This is a genomic window from Streptosporangium sp. H13245, assembly GCF_055690525.1.
In genome coordinates this window covers 42,038-58,467 of record NZ_JBSZKT010000036.1, presented here as the reverse complement: position 1 = coordinate 58,467, position 16,430 = coordinate 42,038, and the positions used below count along the sequence as shown (strand labels likewise).

Genomic DNA, 16,430 nt, shown 5'->3' with positions numbered 1-16,430 from the left:
TACCCTGCTGGGATGAGTGAATCCCTGAGCGCCGAGCCGTTGGATTCCGGACCCGACATCCACACCACGGCCGGGAAACTGGCCGACCTGGAGCGCCGCCTGGGTGAGGCGGCCCACGCGGGCTCGGCCCGCGCCGTCGAGAAGCAGCACGCGAGCGGGAAGATGACCGCCAGGGAGCGGGTGCTCGCCCTCCTCGACGAGGGCAGCTTCGTGGAGTTCGACGAGCTCGCCAGGCACCGGTCCACGAGCTTCGGCCTGGAGCACCGGCGGCCGTACGGCGACGGGGTGGTGACCGGGTACGGCACGGTCGACGAGCGTCCGGTGGCGGTGTTCGCCCAGGACTTCACGGTCTTCGGCGGGTCCCTGGGCGAGGTCTTCGGGGAGAAGATCGTCAAGGTCATGGACCACGCGCTGAAGACCGGCTGCCCGGTGATCGGCATCAACGACTCCGGCGGCGCGCGCATCCAGGAGGGTGTCGTCTCGCTGGGCCTGTACGCCGAGATCTTCAAGCGGAACGTGCACGCCTCCGGGGTGATCCCGCAGATCTCGCTGGTCATGGGCCCCTGCGCGGGCGGCGCCGTCTACTCGCCCGCGCTCACCGACTTCGTGCTGATGGTGTCGGAGAAGTCGCACATGTTCATCACCGGCCCCGACGTGATCAGGACGGTCACCGGCGAGGAGGTGACGTTCGAGGAGCTCGGCGGGGCGCACACGCACAACTCCCGCTCGGGCGTGGCCCACTACGAGGCGTCCGACGAGGCCGACTGCCTGGAGTTCGCCAGGGCGCTGCTGTCCTACCTGCCGTCCAACAACATGGACGAGGCCCCGGCCTTCGACGCCGATCCGCCGCTGGAGACCACCGACGAGGACCGCGAGCTCGACACGCTGATCCCCGACTCGGCGAACCAGCCCTACGACATGCACACGGTCCTCGAACACGTTCTCGACGACGGCGAATTCCTGGAGGTGCACGCGCAATTCGCGCCCAACATCCTCGTGGGTTTCGGCAGGGTCGAGGGGCGCTCCGTGGGGATCGTCGCCAACCAGCCGCTGAGTTTCGCCGGCACGCTCGACATCTCTGCCTCCGAGAAAGCCGCGAGATTCGTCCGTACATGCGATGCCTTTAACATTCCGGTCCTGACATTCGTCGACGTCCCCGGATTCCTGCCGGGCACCGACCAGGAATGGAACGGGATCATCCGGCGCGGCGCCAAGCTGCTCTACGCCTACGCGGAGGCGACCGTGCCCCTGGTCACGGTCATCACCAGAAAGGCGTACGGCGGTGCGTACGACGTCATGGGGTCCAAGCACCTGGGCGCCGACATCAACCTGGCGTGGCCGACCGCGCAGATCGCGGTGATGGGCGCGCAGGGCGCGGTCAACATCCTCTACCGGCGCGAGCTGGCCTCGGCCGAGGATCCGGACGCCCAGCGGGCCAGGTTCGTCACCGAGTACGAGGACACGCTCGCCAACCCGTATCTCGCGGCCGAACGTGGGTATGTGGACGCCGTGATCCGCCCTTCCGACACCCGGGTCCAGATCGTCAAGGCGCTGCGGACCCTGCGCAACAAGCGCGCGACCCTGCCTCCGAAGAAGCACGGAAACATCCCGCTATGAGACACCTGAAGATCATTAAAGGGGACGCGACCCCCGAGGAGATCGCCGCGGTGGTGATCGTCCTCTCGGCGCGTGCCGTACCGGCGAATCCGGCCTCGAAAGCCCCTCAGACGTCGAAATCCTGGAGCAATCACTCACATCGCATGAGAAAAGCGCTTCCTGTCGGACAAGGCGCGTGGCGATCCAGCGCGCTGCCGAGATAGATCCCGGGAACGGGGTGTCAACTTGCGCAAGAGTTGGGACCATCTAAGAAATGGGCGCATATAGTCAGCCGATCAGCTAGTTCCGAGGCCTGGAGGACGACATGACCATCCTGGACCTCACGTCACATCCCATCGCCGCGAAGTACGCCGTCCTGGTCGACGTCGGCTATCTGTACGCGGCAGCCGGGGAGGTGCTCCTGAGCGCCAAGGAGCGCAAGGAATACCGGGTGGCGGCGGACGAGCTGATCCAGGCGTTGCAGAAGCACGCGGAGGAGCGCATCCACGGCGAGCTGCTCCGGATCTACTGGTACGACGCCGCCCGCGACCGGGTGCCGACCGTCGACCAGCGGGTCATCGCCCAGCTCCCCTGGGTCAAGGTGCGCCTGGGCAACCTGAACGCGCGGGGCCAGCAGAAGGGCGTGGACGCGCAGATCAGGAGCGACCTGGAGGCGCTGGCCAGGCACCACGCGGTGAGCGACACGATACTGCTGGCCGGGGACGAGGACATGGTCCCCGCCGTCGAGGCCGCCCAGGCCTACGGGGTGCGGATCCACCTGTGGGGCGTGGAGCCCCCCTACGGCACCAACCAGGCCGAGCGCCTGGTCTGGGAGTCCGACACCGTCGAGATCATCAGCGCCGACTTCCTGCGGTCCTACTTCAGCCGGGCCCCCGCGCCGGTCCCGGTGCCGGTGCCCCCGATCGCCCCCTCCCCCGCCCAGGTCTTCGCCGGGCGCACCGCCGCCAAGCCCAAGGTCCCCGTGGGCCAGGTCACCAAGCTGGGCCCGAGCCGCCCGCGCGTCGAGGAGGTCGGCGAGCACGTGGCCCAGAAGTGGATCCTCACCCGGGGCCGCGACAACATCCGCGACCTGCTACCGGGGCCGATCCTGCCCACGGTGATCGACACCGAGTTGCTCATCGAGGCGGAGAAGGAGCTGGGTCACTCCCTGCGCCCGTACCCCGAGGCACGCGTCTGGCTCCGCGACGGGTTCTGGGCCCGCGTCTACCGGGAGTTCGAGATCGGCGTCGGCGTCTCCTCCAAGTGACGGCCGTAACGGCCGTAACGGCCGCCACGACCATGTCCGATTCCCGCCAGCCGTGCCCCGTGCGCCGCGAGTAGCGTCGTCAGCGTGTCCGTGAGAGAGCTCGACTTCGACTCCTGTTACCGCGCGGTGGCCGCGAGGGACGCCCGGTTCGACGGGCGGTTCTACACGGCGGTCACCTCCACCAACATCTACTGCCGCCCGATCTGCCCGGCACGCACCCCGTCCACCCGGAACGTGCGGTTCTACCGCCACGCGGCCTCCGCGGAGGCGGCCGGGTTCCGGCCGTGCAAGCGGTGCCGGCCCGAGCTGAGCCCCGGCGATCCCGGCTGGGACCACCGGGGCGACCTGATCGGCCGGGCGCTCCGGCTGATCGACGAGGGCGTGGCGGACGACGGCGGGATGACCCGGCTGGCCGGGCGGCTGCACATCACCGGCCGCCACCTGCACCGGCTGTTCACCGCGGAGATCGGCGTGGGCCCGCTCGCCGTGGCCAGGACCAAGCGCCTGCTGCTGGCCAAGCAGTTGCTCACCGAGACCGGGCTGCCGATCGTCGACGTGGCGTTCGCGTCGGGCTTCGGCAGCGTCCGGCAGTTCAACGCGACCATGAAGGACACCTACGGCTTCACCCCCGGCGAGCTGCGGGCGACGACGGGGAGCAGGCCCGGCGTGTGCGGCGACGCCCTGACCCTTCGGCTGCACCGCAGGGAGCCGTACGACGCCGCGACCCTGATGCGGTTCCTGGGAGCGAGGGCGATTCCCGGGCTGGAGCACGCGGACGGCACGTCCTACCACCGCGCCGTCCCCGGCGGCACGATCACCCTCACCCCCGAGCCCGGCCACGTACGGCTGGAGGTGAGCGTCGACGACACCCGCCACCTGGCCAGGATCGTCGCCCGCTGCCGCCGCCTCCTCGACCTCGACGCGGACCCCGAGGCCATCTCCTCCGCCCTCGGCGAGACCTCGCTGGGACCGCTCGTCGCCGCCCGCCCGGGACTGCGCGTGCCCGGCGCCTGGGACGGCTTCGAGATGGCCGTCCGCGCCGTGATCGGCCAGCAGATCTCCGTCACGGGCGCCCGTACGATCCTGGGCCGCGTCGTGGCCAGGGCCGGGCGCCCCTCCGGCAGGGAGGGGCTGACCCACCTGTTCCCGACCGCGGAGGAGCTCGCCGAGGCCGACCTCGGCGGGCTGGGCCTGACCGGGCGCCGGATGCTGACGCTGAAGGCGCTCGCCGCGAGGGTGGCGGGCGGCGAGATCGACCTGGACGGCGCGCAGGAGCCCGCGCGGGCGGTGGCCAGGCTGCTGGAGGTTCCCGGGATCGGGCCGTGGACCTCCGGCTACATCGCGCTGCGGGCGCTGCGCGACCCGGACGCCTGGCCGGGCGGAGACCTCGGCCTGCGGCGGGCGATGGCCTGCCTGGGCATCCCTGAAGATCACATCGAGCGGTGGCGTCCCTGGCGGGCGTACGCCGCGCTGCACCTTTGGAGCTCGGAATGATAGAGGCACAGGTTCTCGACACCCCGACCGGCTCGCTGTCCATGCTCGCCCGCGAAGGTGTGCTGCTGGCGGCGGGCTTCACCACCACGGGGCCGGAGGAGATGTTCGCGCGGCTCTCCCCCGAGCTGCGCGCCGAGGGACTCACCCTCACCGACGACCTGGGCGGGCCCGCGCGGGCGGTACGCGACTATCTGGACGGCGACCTGACCGCCCTCGACGCGGTGCCGGTGGAACAGCCGGGCACGCCCACGCGGCAGCGGCTGCTCACCGCCCTGCGCCGGGTGCCCGCGGGCGTCACGATCAGCTACGCCGAGCTCGCCGAACGGGCGGGGCTGCCCAGGACGGCGGCCAGGGCGGCCGGGAGCGCGTGCGCACAGAACCTGATCGCGCCGTTCGTCCCCTGCCACCGCGTCCTGCCGTCCACCGGCGGGTTCGGCGGCTACTACTACGGCACCCCGGTCAAGCGGTGGCTGCTCGTCCACGAGGGGGCACCGGCCGCCGAGCGGCTCAGGACCCGGGAGTCCTGAGCCGGAAGGAGGGCCGCTGACCGGTCCTCCTCATCGTGCCCCACACCCCGCCGTGACCGGCCCTCCTCACCGTGCCCCACACCCCGCCGTGACCGGTCACAGGTGCGTGACCGGCCTGAACGGCTAGCCGGTCTTCCTGACCGTGCTCTGCACCTCGCCCACCGGGACGTCGCGGGTGACCCCGGCCTCGACCGGGTCGTAGGCGAAGGGCACCACCTCACCCCCGCCACCCGCGGCCTCGATGTCCCAGACCGCGGTGACCTCCAGCACGTAGACGCCGCGCGGCTGGTCGACCGAGGCCCGCAGATAGGTCACACCACAGGTGGGGTCGTCGTCGCCCGCGCCCTCCGTGTACGGCGTGCCGCCCGTTTCGCACCCGCTGTCCTCGACCCTCGCCCGCTGCTCGGTGGTGCCCGAGTCGATCTCGATCTCCCCAAGGGTGGCGGTCACGGTGGCGCTCATGATCCCGGGCAGCGTGGCGGTCACGGACCGGGTGGTCTCGCCGACGTCGCCCAGCCAGACCCAGGTCGGCAGGTTGACGTAGCTCTTGGCGTCCGGGTTGAGCTCGACCTTCGGCTCGGGCACGGTCAGCGCGGCGCGGGCGATGTCGGCCAGCTCGGCCATGGTGATCCCGGCGGGCGGGGTCGTGTTGGGCGGCACGAACACGTAGGTGTCCAGCGCCATCTGGCAGCTCACCCCATTGGGATCGGACGCGTCGTGGGCGACCGTCCACCAGCGCCCCTCCTCGCCGAGCTTCTCCACGAACGGCTCAAGGGATTCGTGCCGGGTCTGTGGCGCGCCCGGGTCCACCCGGGTCGACCGCTGCTGGAAGTCCAGCATGTCCGAGGCGTTCTGGGCGGGTTCGTACCAGCAGGGACGCTTGAGCCGGTAACCGTCGCTTCTCCCCCCTCGGCCGTTCCCGCTGATGATGATCTGGGAGTTCTTGAGGCTGATCCGTGCCGTGCTCCCCTCCTGGCCGCCTCGGACCTGAACGTCGGGGACACCATTGCCGCCACCGGGGTTCGGGGCGAGCAGGAGCAGCCCCGCGACCACCATATTCATGATCATCGAAGACATCCCTTCGAGGCTTCACTGAAAGGTTTGGCGTGCTGGAACAGTTTGATCCGCCAGATCCCGTCGTCGCCCCGCCGGAGACCGACGACCTGGAGGAAGGGACGCCTGGCCCAGTCGGGCTGCCTGCGGACCGCCTTCCCGGTCTCCGCGTCCAGCAGCCGCATCCCGGTCTCGTCCACACACGCGTTCAGCTCGGCCCCCCGGCCGGTGACCGAGACGACGTTCAGCGCGTACAGCCGGGAGACCCCGCGCACCGAGCGGCGCTGGTCCAGGAACGCCTTCACCCACGCGTACGCGTCCGAGGCCGCCCCCTCCTGGACCGTCTCGCGGTACGTGATGTCCCGGCCCGCGGTGACGACCGCCCGGTAGGACCCGGCACGGTGGTCGCGGAAAGCATTGATCATCTCGGTGGCGTCCCGGTCGGTCACGGCGGGCCACTCCACCACCACCTGGACGTCGGGGGAGACCTGGACCGTCTCCACCTTCGGCGCCGTCCGCGCGGGGCTCGGCGAGGAGACCCCTGCGGGAAGGTCGGCAGGAAGGTCGGCGGGAGTGAACCGCTCGGCCTCCGACGGGGTACAGGCCGTCGCCAGGAGCACGACCAGCGCGATCGCGACACGCACACCGATCACGTTAGGAGCGCCCAACCGCCGAGACCACCGATGTGCGCGATTCGGCATGACTCTCCCCTCCGCCTCCGTACGGCGACCCGCGACCTCCGTACGGCGACCCGCGACCTCCGTACGGCGACCCGCGACGTCACCGCCCCCACCGCGGCCCCCCGCGTCACGGCCCGTCACCGCGTCCCCCGCTCGACGGCCGTCCGGCACGGCACCCGCCCGCCACCGCGTGACGTCCGGCGCGCGGGCCGGGTCCGCCGGGAACGTCATGCCGTCGGGGCCGAGCGCATCCGCCACGAGGGCAGCAGCTCGTCGATGAGGGCCTCGGTCTCGGGTGCCATCCCGCCGCCGTAGGGGTGGGAGGCGGCCCGGCGGTGCAGGGCGTCGACGACGGCGCGCAGGCGTACGGGGTCGGCGGTGAGGTGGGTGGCCCGCAGCAGGTCACGCCAGAGCCCCTCGTCGTCCGCGGCCAGCAGCAGCCCGGCGCGTACCGCCGCGACGGCCTGGTCGGTCTCGCCGCGGGCCAGCCGCACCTCGCAGAGCCGGTGCGCGGCGTCCGCGACGCCCGCGGTCACGTTGTACTCCAGGTCGTCGGCGGCCAGCCAGGCGTAGCGGCCACGGGGACGGCCGTTCAGCAGCGGGCCGCGCACCAGGCCCAGCGCCCTGTCGAGGAGCGCGGGACGCCCGGCGGGGTTGGCGTGCGACTGGCGGACGAGGTCGCGGAAGAGCATCCAGTCGGTGCGAACCTCGGGGCCGAGCCGGAGCCGCCCGGACTCGTCGGAGTAGAGGTTGGGCCGCCCCTGACTGTCGGTGCCCAGCCAGGCGACGACCCTCGCGATCGTGGCGTCCCTGACCACCGACTGCACGCCCCTCGGCCAGAGGATGCCGCCGAGCACCACGGGGTGGACGCCGCCGGGGTGTGTCGCCAGGTAGACGGCCATCTCGACGGCGATCACGGCCCGTCCCTCCTCCATCGGCGGGGGGCCGACGACCTCGGCGGGGCCGAGGACGCGCACCTCGACCGAGGGCGTGTGCGTGACGGCCTCCGGCTCGTCGGGGAGCGGCTCGCCCTCCAGCCGCTCGGTCGCCAGGAACAGGTCGATCAGCGCCCGGTACTGGCGGCGGGGCAGCAGCTGCGCGGCCACGTCGAAGCCGAGCGCGTCGACCTCGGCGCGGCCCTCCTCGGTGATCGTCCAGTTCCAGGTGGCGTGCGGCACGTCGCCCGCGATGACGTACCCGGCGGCCGTCCGCACGCCCTTCCTGGCGAGCAGCGCCAGGCGGCGGCCCTCCTCGGGGGTGGGGGCGATCGCGGACAGCAGGTAGTGCGGCGCGGCGACCGGGTCGGCGGCGCGCCCGTGGATCCGGCCGGTGAGCACCTCACCGCCGTGGTCGCGCCCCCCGGCCCCGGCCTCCAGCTCGGGCAGGATCTCCGCCAGGCCGCCCACGTACCTGATCCGGTCGGAGGCGATCACGGTCAGCTCCTCGCCGAAGCCGACCAGCGTGACGCGCATCCGGTCCGACCAGCGGTTGGTGGCCAGCTCCACGGCGAGCGCGGCGAGGGCGGCGGTGGCCTGCGGGCCGCTGATGGCGATCAGCCCGTGGGCGGCCTCCAGGTCGACGAGCACCCGGCCCTCACCGTTGGAACCGAGCGAGACCAGCCCCGGGTACGGGGCGGGCGCGTCGGCGAGCGCCCGCTCGTCGAGCATCCGGCCCTCGTGCGCGGGAAGCCGCCAGACCTGGCCGCCGTCGTGGGCGGTCCAGGGCGCGGGCGCGTCGGGGTCGGGCGGGTGGATCCACAGGTCGAGGGTCTGCGTCGACAGGTGGGCGGCGTAGATCGTGGGCGGGACGCGGTTCTGGGCGGCCAGGGACCTGCCGAGGAGCCGGAGCCCGACGTCGAGCATCCGGCTGCCGGGGGCGTCGGCGCCGAGCCTGAGCGCGAGCTCGGCCTGGGCGGCCTCGTCCCTGGGCCGGGTGATCCGGTGCCCGAACGCCCGGTGCCAGAGCTGCTGCCTGCGCCTGCGTCCGAGCGCGGCCAGCAGTCCCGCCGCCGCCAGCGAGGCCCCCGCCAGGTAGTCGAGCGTCCCCAGGCCGGTGCCCTGCCCGCTCTCCGGGGGTTCCGCCACCGCCGGGACCTGCCCGCTGTCGGGCACGGTCTGCGGTACGCGCTCGGCGGGCACCGTGGGCGCTGTGGACACTGTGGGCGCCGGGTCGCGGGAGGTGTCCCGGCCGGTCTCCCGCGTCCCCTCGGCACCGGCCCTTTCTGCGGCTCTGTCGCGGGGGTCGGAGACCTCGGGCGCGGGCTCCGCGGGAAGGTCGGCCCGGCCGGGGGTGAAGGTCTGGGTCCGGCCGTCCAGCTCGACCGGCTTGTCCCGGTGGTCCTTGAGGGTGTCGTCGCGCGGCTGGGAGGCCGGGACGACGTGGACGTTGCGCGCGTCGTCCGGCATGTCCAGGACCCAGCCGGGCCTGATCAGGTCGGCCATGTGGAGGCGGCTGCCGTCGGGCTGCTCCTTGTGCTGGTTGAGCCGGTAAATCTCCGGATACCGGCGCCCGTCACCGAGACACTTCTCCGCGATCTCCCACAGGCTCTCGTGGTGGCGCCCGTGCGGCGGCTGCACCACGTAGACCTTCTTCGCCTTCCGTACCGGCTCCAGCTCGGCCCGTTCGTCGGCGACCGGGCCGGACATCGACGACAGCCCGGTGGAGACGACGCTGGGACCGGCGGGCGGAAGGCTGGTCAGTTTCGCGATCGGCAGGGCCACCGCCGAGACGGTGAACAGCAGCATGGCCGCCGAGACCAGCCGGTTGGCGAACATCTGCGTGCCACCGGAGAGCGGCACCCTGGCCGGCATGCCGACCCGGCGCAGCCCGGCGTAGATCTCGACCAGCACGCAGACCACCAGCTGCAGCCACGCGATCCAGACCAGCAGCACGAGGATCGCGATGATGGTGCTCGTACCGACCTGGCTGGTCAGCAGGTCGAGGTTGAGCAGCTCGGGCGGGAGCGGCGGCCCGGCCAGCCGGAGCAGGGCGTAGGGGACCCCCGCGATGAGCGCGACCAGGACGACCAGCGCGCCGAGGCCCGCCAGCAGGTCTCCCGGTGTGCGCCTGGCCTTGATGCGCGCGGGCTGTCGCGTGGGCATTCGTCTCCCTCCCCGTCCAGATTCGTCCTCGGTCAACCGGTGGGCCAGCGATTCACGGCAATTGGTCTTCCCCGATGTTCGGCCCGGCCATGGCCTGGGCCTCCATGTCCGAGCCGGGGAAGCCGAAGGCGGACAGGAAGAACGCCTTCCAGGTGACGGAGACGTTCACGGTGACCTCGGCCTGGCCGCCGCCGAGCGTGCACTCCGTGAGCTGTACGTCGCCGCCGCCGTGGGCGGAGACGATCTCCTCGGCCTGCGCGCAGGTCTCCCCCTCCTCCAGCAGCCGGGCCTCGCCGGTGGCGCGCAGGTGCTCGACGTCGATCTGGTCGGCGGCGGCCCTGGCGGCCTGCTCGGCGACGTCGGCCGCGCGCAGCCGGGCGTTGATGGCGGCCCCGCCGTCGACGAGCAGCCCGGCCAGCAGGAACACCACCACCGAGAAGATCACCGTGAAGATCGACATCGACCCCCGCTCGCCGGCCCCGCCCGGCCCTCCGCGACGCCGCCTCTCCGGAACCGCTCCGGCGGGGCTCGCCTCCAGGCCCTCCGGAAGTGCTTCAGCGGGACTCATCCTCGACCCTCCGGAACTGCTCCAGCGGGACCACCGAGTCGCCCTTGATGTCCTTGGCCGCGCCGAAGCCCAGGAACTCCAGGTCCAGGGAGCAGGTCACCTCGGCGTGGACCTGGCCGCCCTCCTGCCAGGTCGTACCGGACAGGCTGACCTCCGGCTCGCACTCGCCCGACAGGGCTCCGCGGGCCGCCTCGTCCGCGGCGCTCTCGGCGTCGGCCAGGGTGCGCTCGACGGAGGCGGCCCTGGCGGCGTCCCTGGCGGCGCCGTTGACCTCGCCCTGGGCCTCCACCACCCTTCCCGCGCCCACCAGGAACAGCAGGAACAGCAGGAAGACCGGGGCGAGCAGCACCGTCTCGGCGCTGAGCGACCCGCGGTCGCCGCCGGTCCTGGAGACCAAGGAGATCACTCGCACCCTTCGCTTCCGTCGTCGGGACGGAAGCATTCGATGGGACCGCCGAAACGCGCGGTGACGGTGAACGTGGTGGACGGCAGCAGCGGGACGACCTGGACCGCCGAGGCGGTCACCTCGACCCCCCGCCGGTCGCCCTCCTCCCAGGCCGTCACCGTGGCGCCTTCGAGAAGTTTCGGGCCGATGGTCCGGATCAGCTCCTGGGCGCGGGACTCGGCGTCCTGCTGCCAGGACTCGGTGTCGACCCTGGCGAGCCGCGCCCCCTCCCTGGCCGCGGCGTCGGCGATCTGGCGTCCGTGGAACCACAGGGCGAACTGCACGATGAGCAGGATGACGACCAGCACCACCGGCATGATGATCGCCAGCTCGACGACCGTGGCACCGCGCTCACCGCCACTGGAGCGTCCCGCGCGCCGCGTTCTCCCTTCCCGGTCACGGTGTCGCGTACGCTCACGGGTCTCCAAGTTCGCCGCCCCCGCCCCCGCCGCCACCGCCGCCACCGAACTGGTTGGAGATCTCGGCCTGCTTCCCCTCGACGAGGGTCTTGATGAGGGTGGCGAGCCCGAGTGCCACCCCGGCGATGATGGCCGTGATGATGACCCATTCGACGGCGGAGGCGCCCCGGGTGGGGGCGCTGCGCGCCTTCTCGATCCGGACGCTCAGGACGGCGCCCGCGTAGACGATCCACGGATGGCTCAGCATGGTCAGGACCCCAACATCTTCATAGCGGCCGGGAAACTCAGAAAGATCACAAAGCCCGCGCAGAGCAGGAGTTGGGCGACGAGCATCGACTGGGAACGCTCACCGGCCTGCCCCTCGACCTCGGCGAGCTCGCGGCGCCGCATGGTCGCGGCGCGCGCGGTGAGGGAGGAGCGGACCTTGGCCCCGTCGTCGGCGACCAGCCCGAGCGCGGCGGACAGGTCGCGCAGCTCGTCGACGTTGATCTCGTCGCCGAGCTGGCCGAGGGCCTGCCAGGGGGTGATGCCGACGATCCTGGCGTTGCCGAGCGCCTCGCGGATGCGGGACATCGCCCAGTTGGCCCCCTCGTCGTCGGGTCCGGGGCTGCCCACGGAGACCGCCATCATCAACGCCTCGGGCACCCCTCGCCCGCCCGCCAGGTTCATCGCGACGAGGTCGAGGAAGGAGCCGACGACGTGCCGGAAGTCGCGGCGCATCCGCGAGGCGTCCCGCTTGACCTGCAGGTCGGGCAGGACGAAGAAGACCCCGGCGACCGCGAGCGCCGCCCACAGCGGGACGGTGAGGGAGACGCCCCACTCCATCAGCACCAGCCAGCCGACCAGCAGCGGGAACGCCAGCAGCCCGGAGACCGCCAGCAGCACCTTGGTGGCGAGGAAGCCCTCGAACGACCTGCCGAGCAGCGCGAGGTCGGCCCTGGCCGAGCGGGCCTCCCAGCCCCTGGCGGCGTAGAAGCGGGCCATCCGCTCGCCCAGGCCGCGCCGGAACGCGCTGACCTCCTCGTCGGGCAGGATGAGCCGCGCCCGGGGCGCGTCGGTGCCCTCCCTGGCGGCGTCGAGGGCCAGCAGGCGCGTCACCAGCCCGGGGCGGGCCGGGAACAACGCCCTGAACAGCAGGAACAGGCCCATCCCGAGCACCGAGCCCGCGAGCAGCGCCTCAGTCATCGCGTACCTCACCTCCGGAGGGCAGGCCGAGCAGGCGGGCGGGCTTGTCGAAGCGGGCCAGGCGGCGCATCCAGGCGAACCCGGCGCCGAAGAGCCCGGCGACCACCACGAGCACCGCCTGGCCGAGCGTGTTGTCGTACTCCTCGACGTAGGAGGGGTTGAACACGACGAGCATGACGGCGAAGGCGAGGGCCGTACCGACCACGATCTGCACGCTGCGGCGGGTGGAGCGGCGCTCGGCCTCGACCCGGCGGCGCATGTCGAGCTCCTCGCGGGCCGACACGGCCAGCGCGCCGAGTACGTCGCGCAGGCCGGGTCCGCGCAGCTTGGAGTTGAGGATGAGGGCGGCCACCACCAGGTCGGCGGAGGGGTCGTCGAGCTCGTCGGCGAAGAGCCTGAGCGCGTCGGGCAGCGCCATCCTGGTGTGCAGGCGGTCGACCATGGACCGCAGGTGCGGGCGGAGCGTGGGGGCGGCGGCCCGGATCGAGGACGGGATCGCCTGCTCCAGCCCGGCCGCCCCGGCGATGGTGTCGCGCAGCGACTCGGTCCAGGCGGCCAGGGCCTCCAGCCTGCGCATCGCGGTCCGCTCCTCCGCGGCGCCGCCGGACAGGCCCCGCCAGGCCAGGGCGAGGAGCACGGCTCCCACCGCCATGACCGGCCACCCGGTCACCACGAGCACGAGCACCCCGGCGATCACCCCCACCGCGGACCGGGTGGACAGGGCGCGCAGGAACGCGCGCCTGCCCGCCGTCCTGCCGGGGGTGGACGGCCTGGCACTCACCCCGTACAGGGAGAGGAAGAGCAGGAACAGCCCGGCGCCGAGCGCGAGGCCGGAGAGCAGCACCAGCGGGTCGAACAGGCCCGGAGGGAGGGAGGTCATGCCCAGCCTCCCGGGTCGTAGCCGAAGTGGGCCAGCTCCTCCAGGCACGACAGCGGCGCGTGCGGCAGGACCCGGCCGTCGGGCGCCGTGGCGAACACCTCGGAGGAGAGCACCCGCCCGTCCACCCCGGCCACCTCGCGCACGCTCGACACGAAGCGGCGCAGCCTGCCGCCCACCGCGTAGTCGTTGCGCTTCTCGATGAACACCACGAAGTCGATCGCGCCCGCGATGAGCATGTGGGTGGCCTCGATCGGCAGGCGCTCGGTGGCCTGGAGCGCGTAGGTGGCGATGCGGTTGAAGACCTCCATCGAAGAGTTGGCGTGGATCGTCGACAGCGAGCCGTCGTTGCCCTGGGTCATCGCGTTGAGCATGGTGACGATCTCGTCGCCGAGGACCTCGCCGACGATCACCCGGGACGGGTTCATGCGCAGGGAGCGGCGGACCAGCTCCGCCATGGTGATCTCGCCCTGGCCCTCGGAGTTGGGGAGCCGCTGCTCGAAGGCGACCACGTTGGGATGGAGCTCGGAGAACTGGTCGAGCCCGAGTTCGAGGGCGCGCTCGACGGTGATGAGGCGCTCGGACGGCGGGATCTCGTTGGCGAGCGCGCGCAGCAGGGTCGTCTTCCCGGCGTTGGTCGAGCCGGAGATCATGATGTTCTTCCTGGCCGCCACGGCGGCTGAGAGGAAACGCCCCAGTTCGGGGGTGAGGCTGCCGTTTCCCACGAGGTCGCTGAGGAACACCTTGCCGAGCCGGGAACGGCGGATGGAGATGGACGGGCGCACCGTCACGTCCATCACGGCCGAGAGCCGGGAGCCGTCGGGAAGGCGCAGGTCGAGCTGGGGGTTGGCGGTGTCGAACGGCCTGCTGGACAGGCCGCTGTAGGCGGCGAGGATCTGGATCAGCTCGACCAGCTCCTCGTCGGACTCGGCCACCGGCTCGCGCATGAGCTCCTGGCCGTCGGCGTAGCCGACGAACACCCGGTCGCAGCCGTTGATGTCGATGTTCTCGACCTCGGGGTCGTCGAGCAGCGGCTGGAGGCGGCCGACGCCGAACAGGGCCGCGTGGATCCCCGCCGCCAGCGCCTCCTCCTCCTCGGCGCTGGGCGGCGTCCTGCCGACGCCGATCTCGCCTCGGGCGAACTCCTCCAGGATCTGGGCGATCAGGGCGCGGGCGAACTGGCGCTCGTCCTCACCGGTCATCGGCAGCAGGCCGCTGGCCTGGTCGAGGCGGCGCTGGTGGGCCAGTCGGTCGCCGACGTCCTGCCGGAAGCGCTTCACCAGCGTGTGGTCGATGGTCACGGCCTCGCCCCCCGCCGGAAGCGCTTCACCGACGTGCGATCGACAACCACGGCCGCCATCCGCCGAGAGCGCCCCACCGGCGTGCGATCAACGGTCACGGTCGCCACCTGCCGGAGGCACCCCATCGGCGTACGGTCGATGATCACGGTCGCCACCTCTGGGAAGCACCGCACCGGCGTACGGTCGACGGTCACGGCCTCGCCCCGCTCGATGGCTCGGCGGGTGAGCGGGCCGCCTGCTCCCGGGCGCGGAACGCCGACTCCGCCGACTCCTGGGCGCGGAGCTGGGCGTCGAGACGGCCGCCCAGCTCCCTGGCCGTACGGATCAGCAGGGAGCGGTCCAGGCGCCCGCCCCACTGGCCGCGCAGCAGCTCCGCGCCCTTGGGGTCGTGCGCGAGCCCGCTCACGAAGGCGACGTTCCTGCCGGTGCCCGCGACGATCCGGCGCACCTCGTCGATGGTCGTGCGGTACTGGCGGGGGTCGGCGATCACGACCACGCCCACCTGGGGCTCGCGCGGCATGATCTGCAGGCGTTCGCGCAGGTGGGCGACGTGGTCGAGGCTGGCCCTGGTGAACAGTACGACGAGCGAGGCCTCGGAGGTCAGCTCGGCGAGCTGCGGGTGCCCGCCCAGGCGCCCGCAGTCGGCCAGCACGTCGGCGTCGGGCAGCGTGGCCAGCGCCCGGCCGAGCGGGCCCCAGAGCCAGGTCAGCCCGGCCGCCTGCTCGCCGTGGGTCAGCCCGGCCAGCACGTCCAGGCCGCCGATGATCTTCTGGGTGTGCTCGTGGATCTGGTCGGGGTGCAGGCCCCGGCGGGCCGTGGCGCCCAGGGTGAGCAGGCCCCTGGCCGGGTTGAGCACGCCGCCGTCGGCGGCGGGCAGGCGGTAGGCGAGGTCGCCGCCCGCCGGGTCGCACTCGGCGAGCAGCACCGGGCGCGGCCAGATCGCGCCGAGCGCGGTGGCCGCCGTGGTCACTCCGGGCGCCCCCTTGTCGGCGGCCAGCACGATGAGCGCCACGTCAGCGCGCTCCCGGCAGCTCGGCGAGGGCGATCTCGCCGCTGGAGGCGTACGCGACGATCTCCGGCGAGATGGTGCTGTCCACGATGATGGTGACCAGGCCGTTCGCCCCGGTCCTGCCCGGTGTGCCGATCTGGTGGACCAGGGCGCTCTGGGCCAGCACCCGGCTCTCCCGGTCGGCTCCGGCACCCCTGCTCGGCACGTGGACGACCTGGACCCGGTCTCCGCGCTCCAGGGTGCCCGGGGTCTGGCCGGGTTTGAGCGAGAGGCCGACCTGCGCCTTGCCGGGGCCGAGCTCCCTGCTGGCGGAGACCACCATGTCGCGAGTGAGGAGCGTGCCGGGGATGAGGGTGACGCGGGCGAAGTTCTCGGTGACGCGGGCGCGCTGGGACCAGGCCACGTAGCCGATGCCGGTGTCGGCGATCTGGACCTCCCTCAGCATCGCCTCGGTGAAGGGCTGTCCCGCGCCGACCTGCTGGGAGATCGCGATCGCCGAGACGCGGTCGCCGCTGCGCAGGACGAGCAGCGTGGTGGCGAGGGCGCCGCCCAGGATGAGGAGGACGGCGAGGGCGGCGAGGGCTGGTTTGCGCTCGCGTGGGGGCACGGGAAGCTTGCGCGACGCCGGGCCGGACAGGGTGTTCGCCGAGGTCTGACGCTCGGCGTTCACCGGGGCGCGGCCCGTTGGCTTCTCACTGGTCCTCATGGGTAGGGGGACTCCCAGAGTGATCAAAAACATGGGGAACTACTGGTCGAATTTACGCCATTATGCGCACCATGCCGACGGGCTGTCGGACAAAAGCCAGGACCCATGCTCGTTTGATAGGAACACGTCTGTCAACGCCGCTTCAGAAGAAAATGGCTGTTTGGCTAGATGACGGGAGACTTATCTGGGTGATATGGACGGT

The 16,430-nt window shown here is 72.2% G+C and carries 17 protein-coding genes; 5 read left to right on the top strand and 12 right to left on the bottom strand.

The features are described from left to right. Nucleotides 1-12: 12 nt before the first annotated feature. The 5 genes from ACW9TB_RS32460 to ACW9TB_RS32440 all read left to right on the top strand — a co-directional run bounded on the left by ACW9TB_RS32460 (nt 13) and on the right by ACW9TB_RS32440 (nt 4,884). Nucleotides 13-1,617 carry an acyl-CoA carboxylase subunit beta gene (locus ACW9TB_RS32460; RefSeq protein ID WP_472751919.1) on the top strand — a complete coding sequence of 535 codons (1,605 nt, stop codon included), beginning with the start codon at nt 13-15 and terminating at the stop codon, nt 1,615-1,617. Continuing rightward, nucleotides 1,614-1,820, top strand: a complete 207-nt coding sequence (locus ACW9TB_RS32455) for an acyl-CoA carboxylase subunit epsilon (protein ID WP_472751918.1) — start codon at nt 1,614-1,616, stop codon at nt 1,818-1,820. Before ACW9TB_RS32460 ends, ACW9TB_RS32455 begins: the two co-directional genes overlap by 4 nt. Before the next feature lie 101 nt (nt 1,821-1,921). Next, nucleotides 1,922-2,863 carry an NYN domain-containing protein gene (locus tag ACW9TB_RS32450; protein WP_472751917.1) on the top strand — a complete coding sequence of 314 codons (942 nt, stop codon included), beginning with the start codon at nt 1,922-1,924 and terminating at the stop codon, nt 2,861-2,863. 84 nt (nt 2,864-2,947) lie between these two features. Beyond that, nucleotides 2,948-4,357, top strand: a complete 1,410-nt coding sequence (locus ACW9TB_RS32445) for an AlkA N-terminal domain-containing protein (protein ID WP_472751916.1) — start codon at nt 2,948-2,950, stop codon at nt 4,355-4,357. Next, nucleotides 4,354-4,884: a methylated-DNA--[protein]-cysteine S-methyltransferase gene (locus ACW9TB_RS32440; RefSeq protein WP_472751915.1), complete on the top strand. Its 531-nt coding sequence runs from the start codon at nt 4,354-4,356 to the stop codon at nt 4,882-4,884. Before ACW9TB_RS32445 ends, ACW9TB_RS32440 begins: the two co-directional genes overlap by 4 nt. A gap of 123 nt (nt 4,885-5,007) precedes the next feature. Here the strand turns inward: ACW9TB_RS32440 and ACW9TB_RS32435 are convergent, their stop codons facing one another. From ACW9TB_RS32435 to ACW9TB_RS32380, 12 genes are all read right to left on the bottom strand, one after another. Then, a complete protein-coding gene (locus ACW9TB_RS32435) occupies nt 5,008-5,952 on the bottom strand; it encodes a hypothetical protein (protein WP_472751914.1) in 945 nt (314 codons plus the stop codon). Further along, nucleotides 5,949-6,581 (bottom strand): hypothetical protein, encoded by a 633-nt coding sequence (locus tag ACW9TB_RS32430; protein ID WP_472751913.1) that lies wholly within the window; start codon nt 6,579-6,581, stop codon nt 5,949-5,951. Before ACW9TB_RS32430 ends, ACW9TB_RS32435 begins: the two co-directional genes overlap by 4 nt. Before the next feature lie 263 nt (nt 6,582-6,844). Then, nucleotides 6,845-9,718 carry a hypothetical protein gene (locus ACW9TB_RS32425; RefSeq protein ID WP_472751912.1) on the bottom strand — a complete coding sequence of 958 codons (2,874 nt, stop codon included), beginning with the start codon at nt 9,716-9,718 and terminating at the stop codon, nt 6,845-6,847. Nucleotides 9,719-9,770: 52 nt separating this feature from the next. Then, nucleotides 9,771-10,178 (bottom strand): pilus assembly protein TadG-related protein, encoded by a 408-nt coding sequence (locus tag ACW9TB_RS32420; RefSeq protein WP_472751911.1) that lies wholly within the window; start codon nt 10,176-10,178, stop codon nt 9,771-9,773. 94 nt (nt 10,179-10,272) lie between these two features. Then, entirely contained in the window at nt 10,273-10,692 is a 420-nt protein-coding gene (locus tag ACW9TB_RS32415) for a TadE/TadG family type IV pilus assembly protein (RefSeq protein WP_472751910.1), read from the bottom strand. Next, nucleotides 10,689-11,159: a TadE/TadG family type IV pilus assembly protein gene (locus tag ACW9TB_RS32410; protein WP_472751909.1), complete on the bottom strand. Its 471-nt coding sequence runs from the start codon at nt 11,157-11,159 to the stop codon at nt 10,689-10,691. The genes ACW9TB_RS32415 and ACW9TB_RS32410 overlap by 4 nt, the downstream gene beginning before the upstream one ends. Continuing rightward, complete coding sequence (locus ACW9TB_RS32405) at nt 11,146-11,397, bottom strand: Flp family type IVb pilin (RefSeq protein WP_472751908.1); 252 nt, start codon at nt 11,395-11,397, stop codon at nt 11,146-11,148. Before ACW9TB_RS32405 ends, ACW9TB_RS32410 begins: the two co-directional genes overlap by 14 nt. Before the next feature lie 2 nt (nt 11,398-11,399). Beyond that, nucleotides 11,400-12,335, bottom strand: a complete 936-nt coding sequence (locus ACW9TB_RS32400) for a type II secretion system F family protein (RefSeq protein WP_472751907.1) — start codon at nt 12,333-12,335, stop codon at nt 11,400-11,402. Continuing rightward, the gene (locus ACW9TB_RS32395; protein WP_472751906.1) at nt 12,328-13,215 is read right to left on the bottom strand and encodes a type II secretion system F family protein; all 888 of its coding nucleotides are present in this window, start codon (nt 13,213-13,215) and stop codon (nt 12,328-12,330) included. Before ACW9TB_RS32395 ends, ACW9TB_RS32400 begins: the two co-directional genes overlap by 8 nt. Beyond that, the gene (locus ACW9TB_RS32390; RefSeq protein WP_472751905.1) at nt 13,212-14,513 is read right to left on the bottom strand and encodes a CpaF family protein; all 1,302 of its coding nucleotides are present in this window, start codon (nt 14,511-14,513) and stop codon (nt 13,212-13,214) included. The genes ACW9TB_RS32395 and ACW9TB_RS32390 overlap by 4 nt, the downstream gene beginning before the upstream one ends. 190 nt (nt 14,514-14,703) lie before the next feature. Continuing rightward, nucleotides 14,704-15,525: a hypothetical protein gene (locus ACW9TB_RS32385; RefSeq protein WP_472751904.1), complete on the bottom strand. Its 822-nt coding sequence runs from the start codon at nt 15,523-15,525 to the stop codon at nt 14,704-14,706. 1 nt (nt 15,526) lies between these two features. Next, on the bottom strand, nt 15,527-16,228 hold the full coding sequence (locus ACW9TB_RS32380; protein ID WP_472751903.1) for a CpaB family protein: 702 nt from the start codon (nt 16,226-16,228) through the stop codon (nt 15,527-15,529). Nucleotides 16,229-16,430 lie beyond the last annotated feature (202 nt).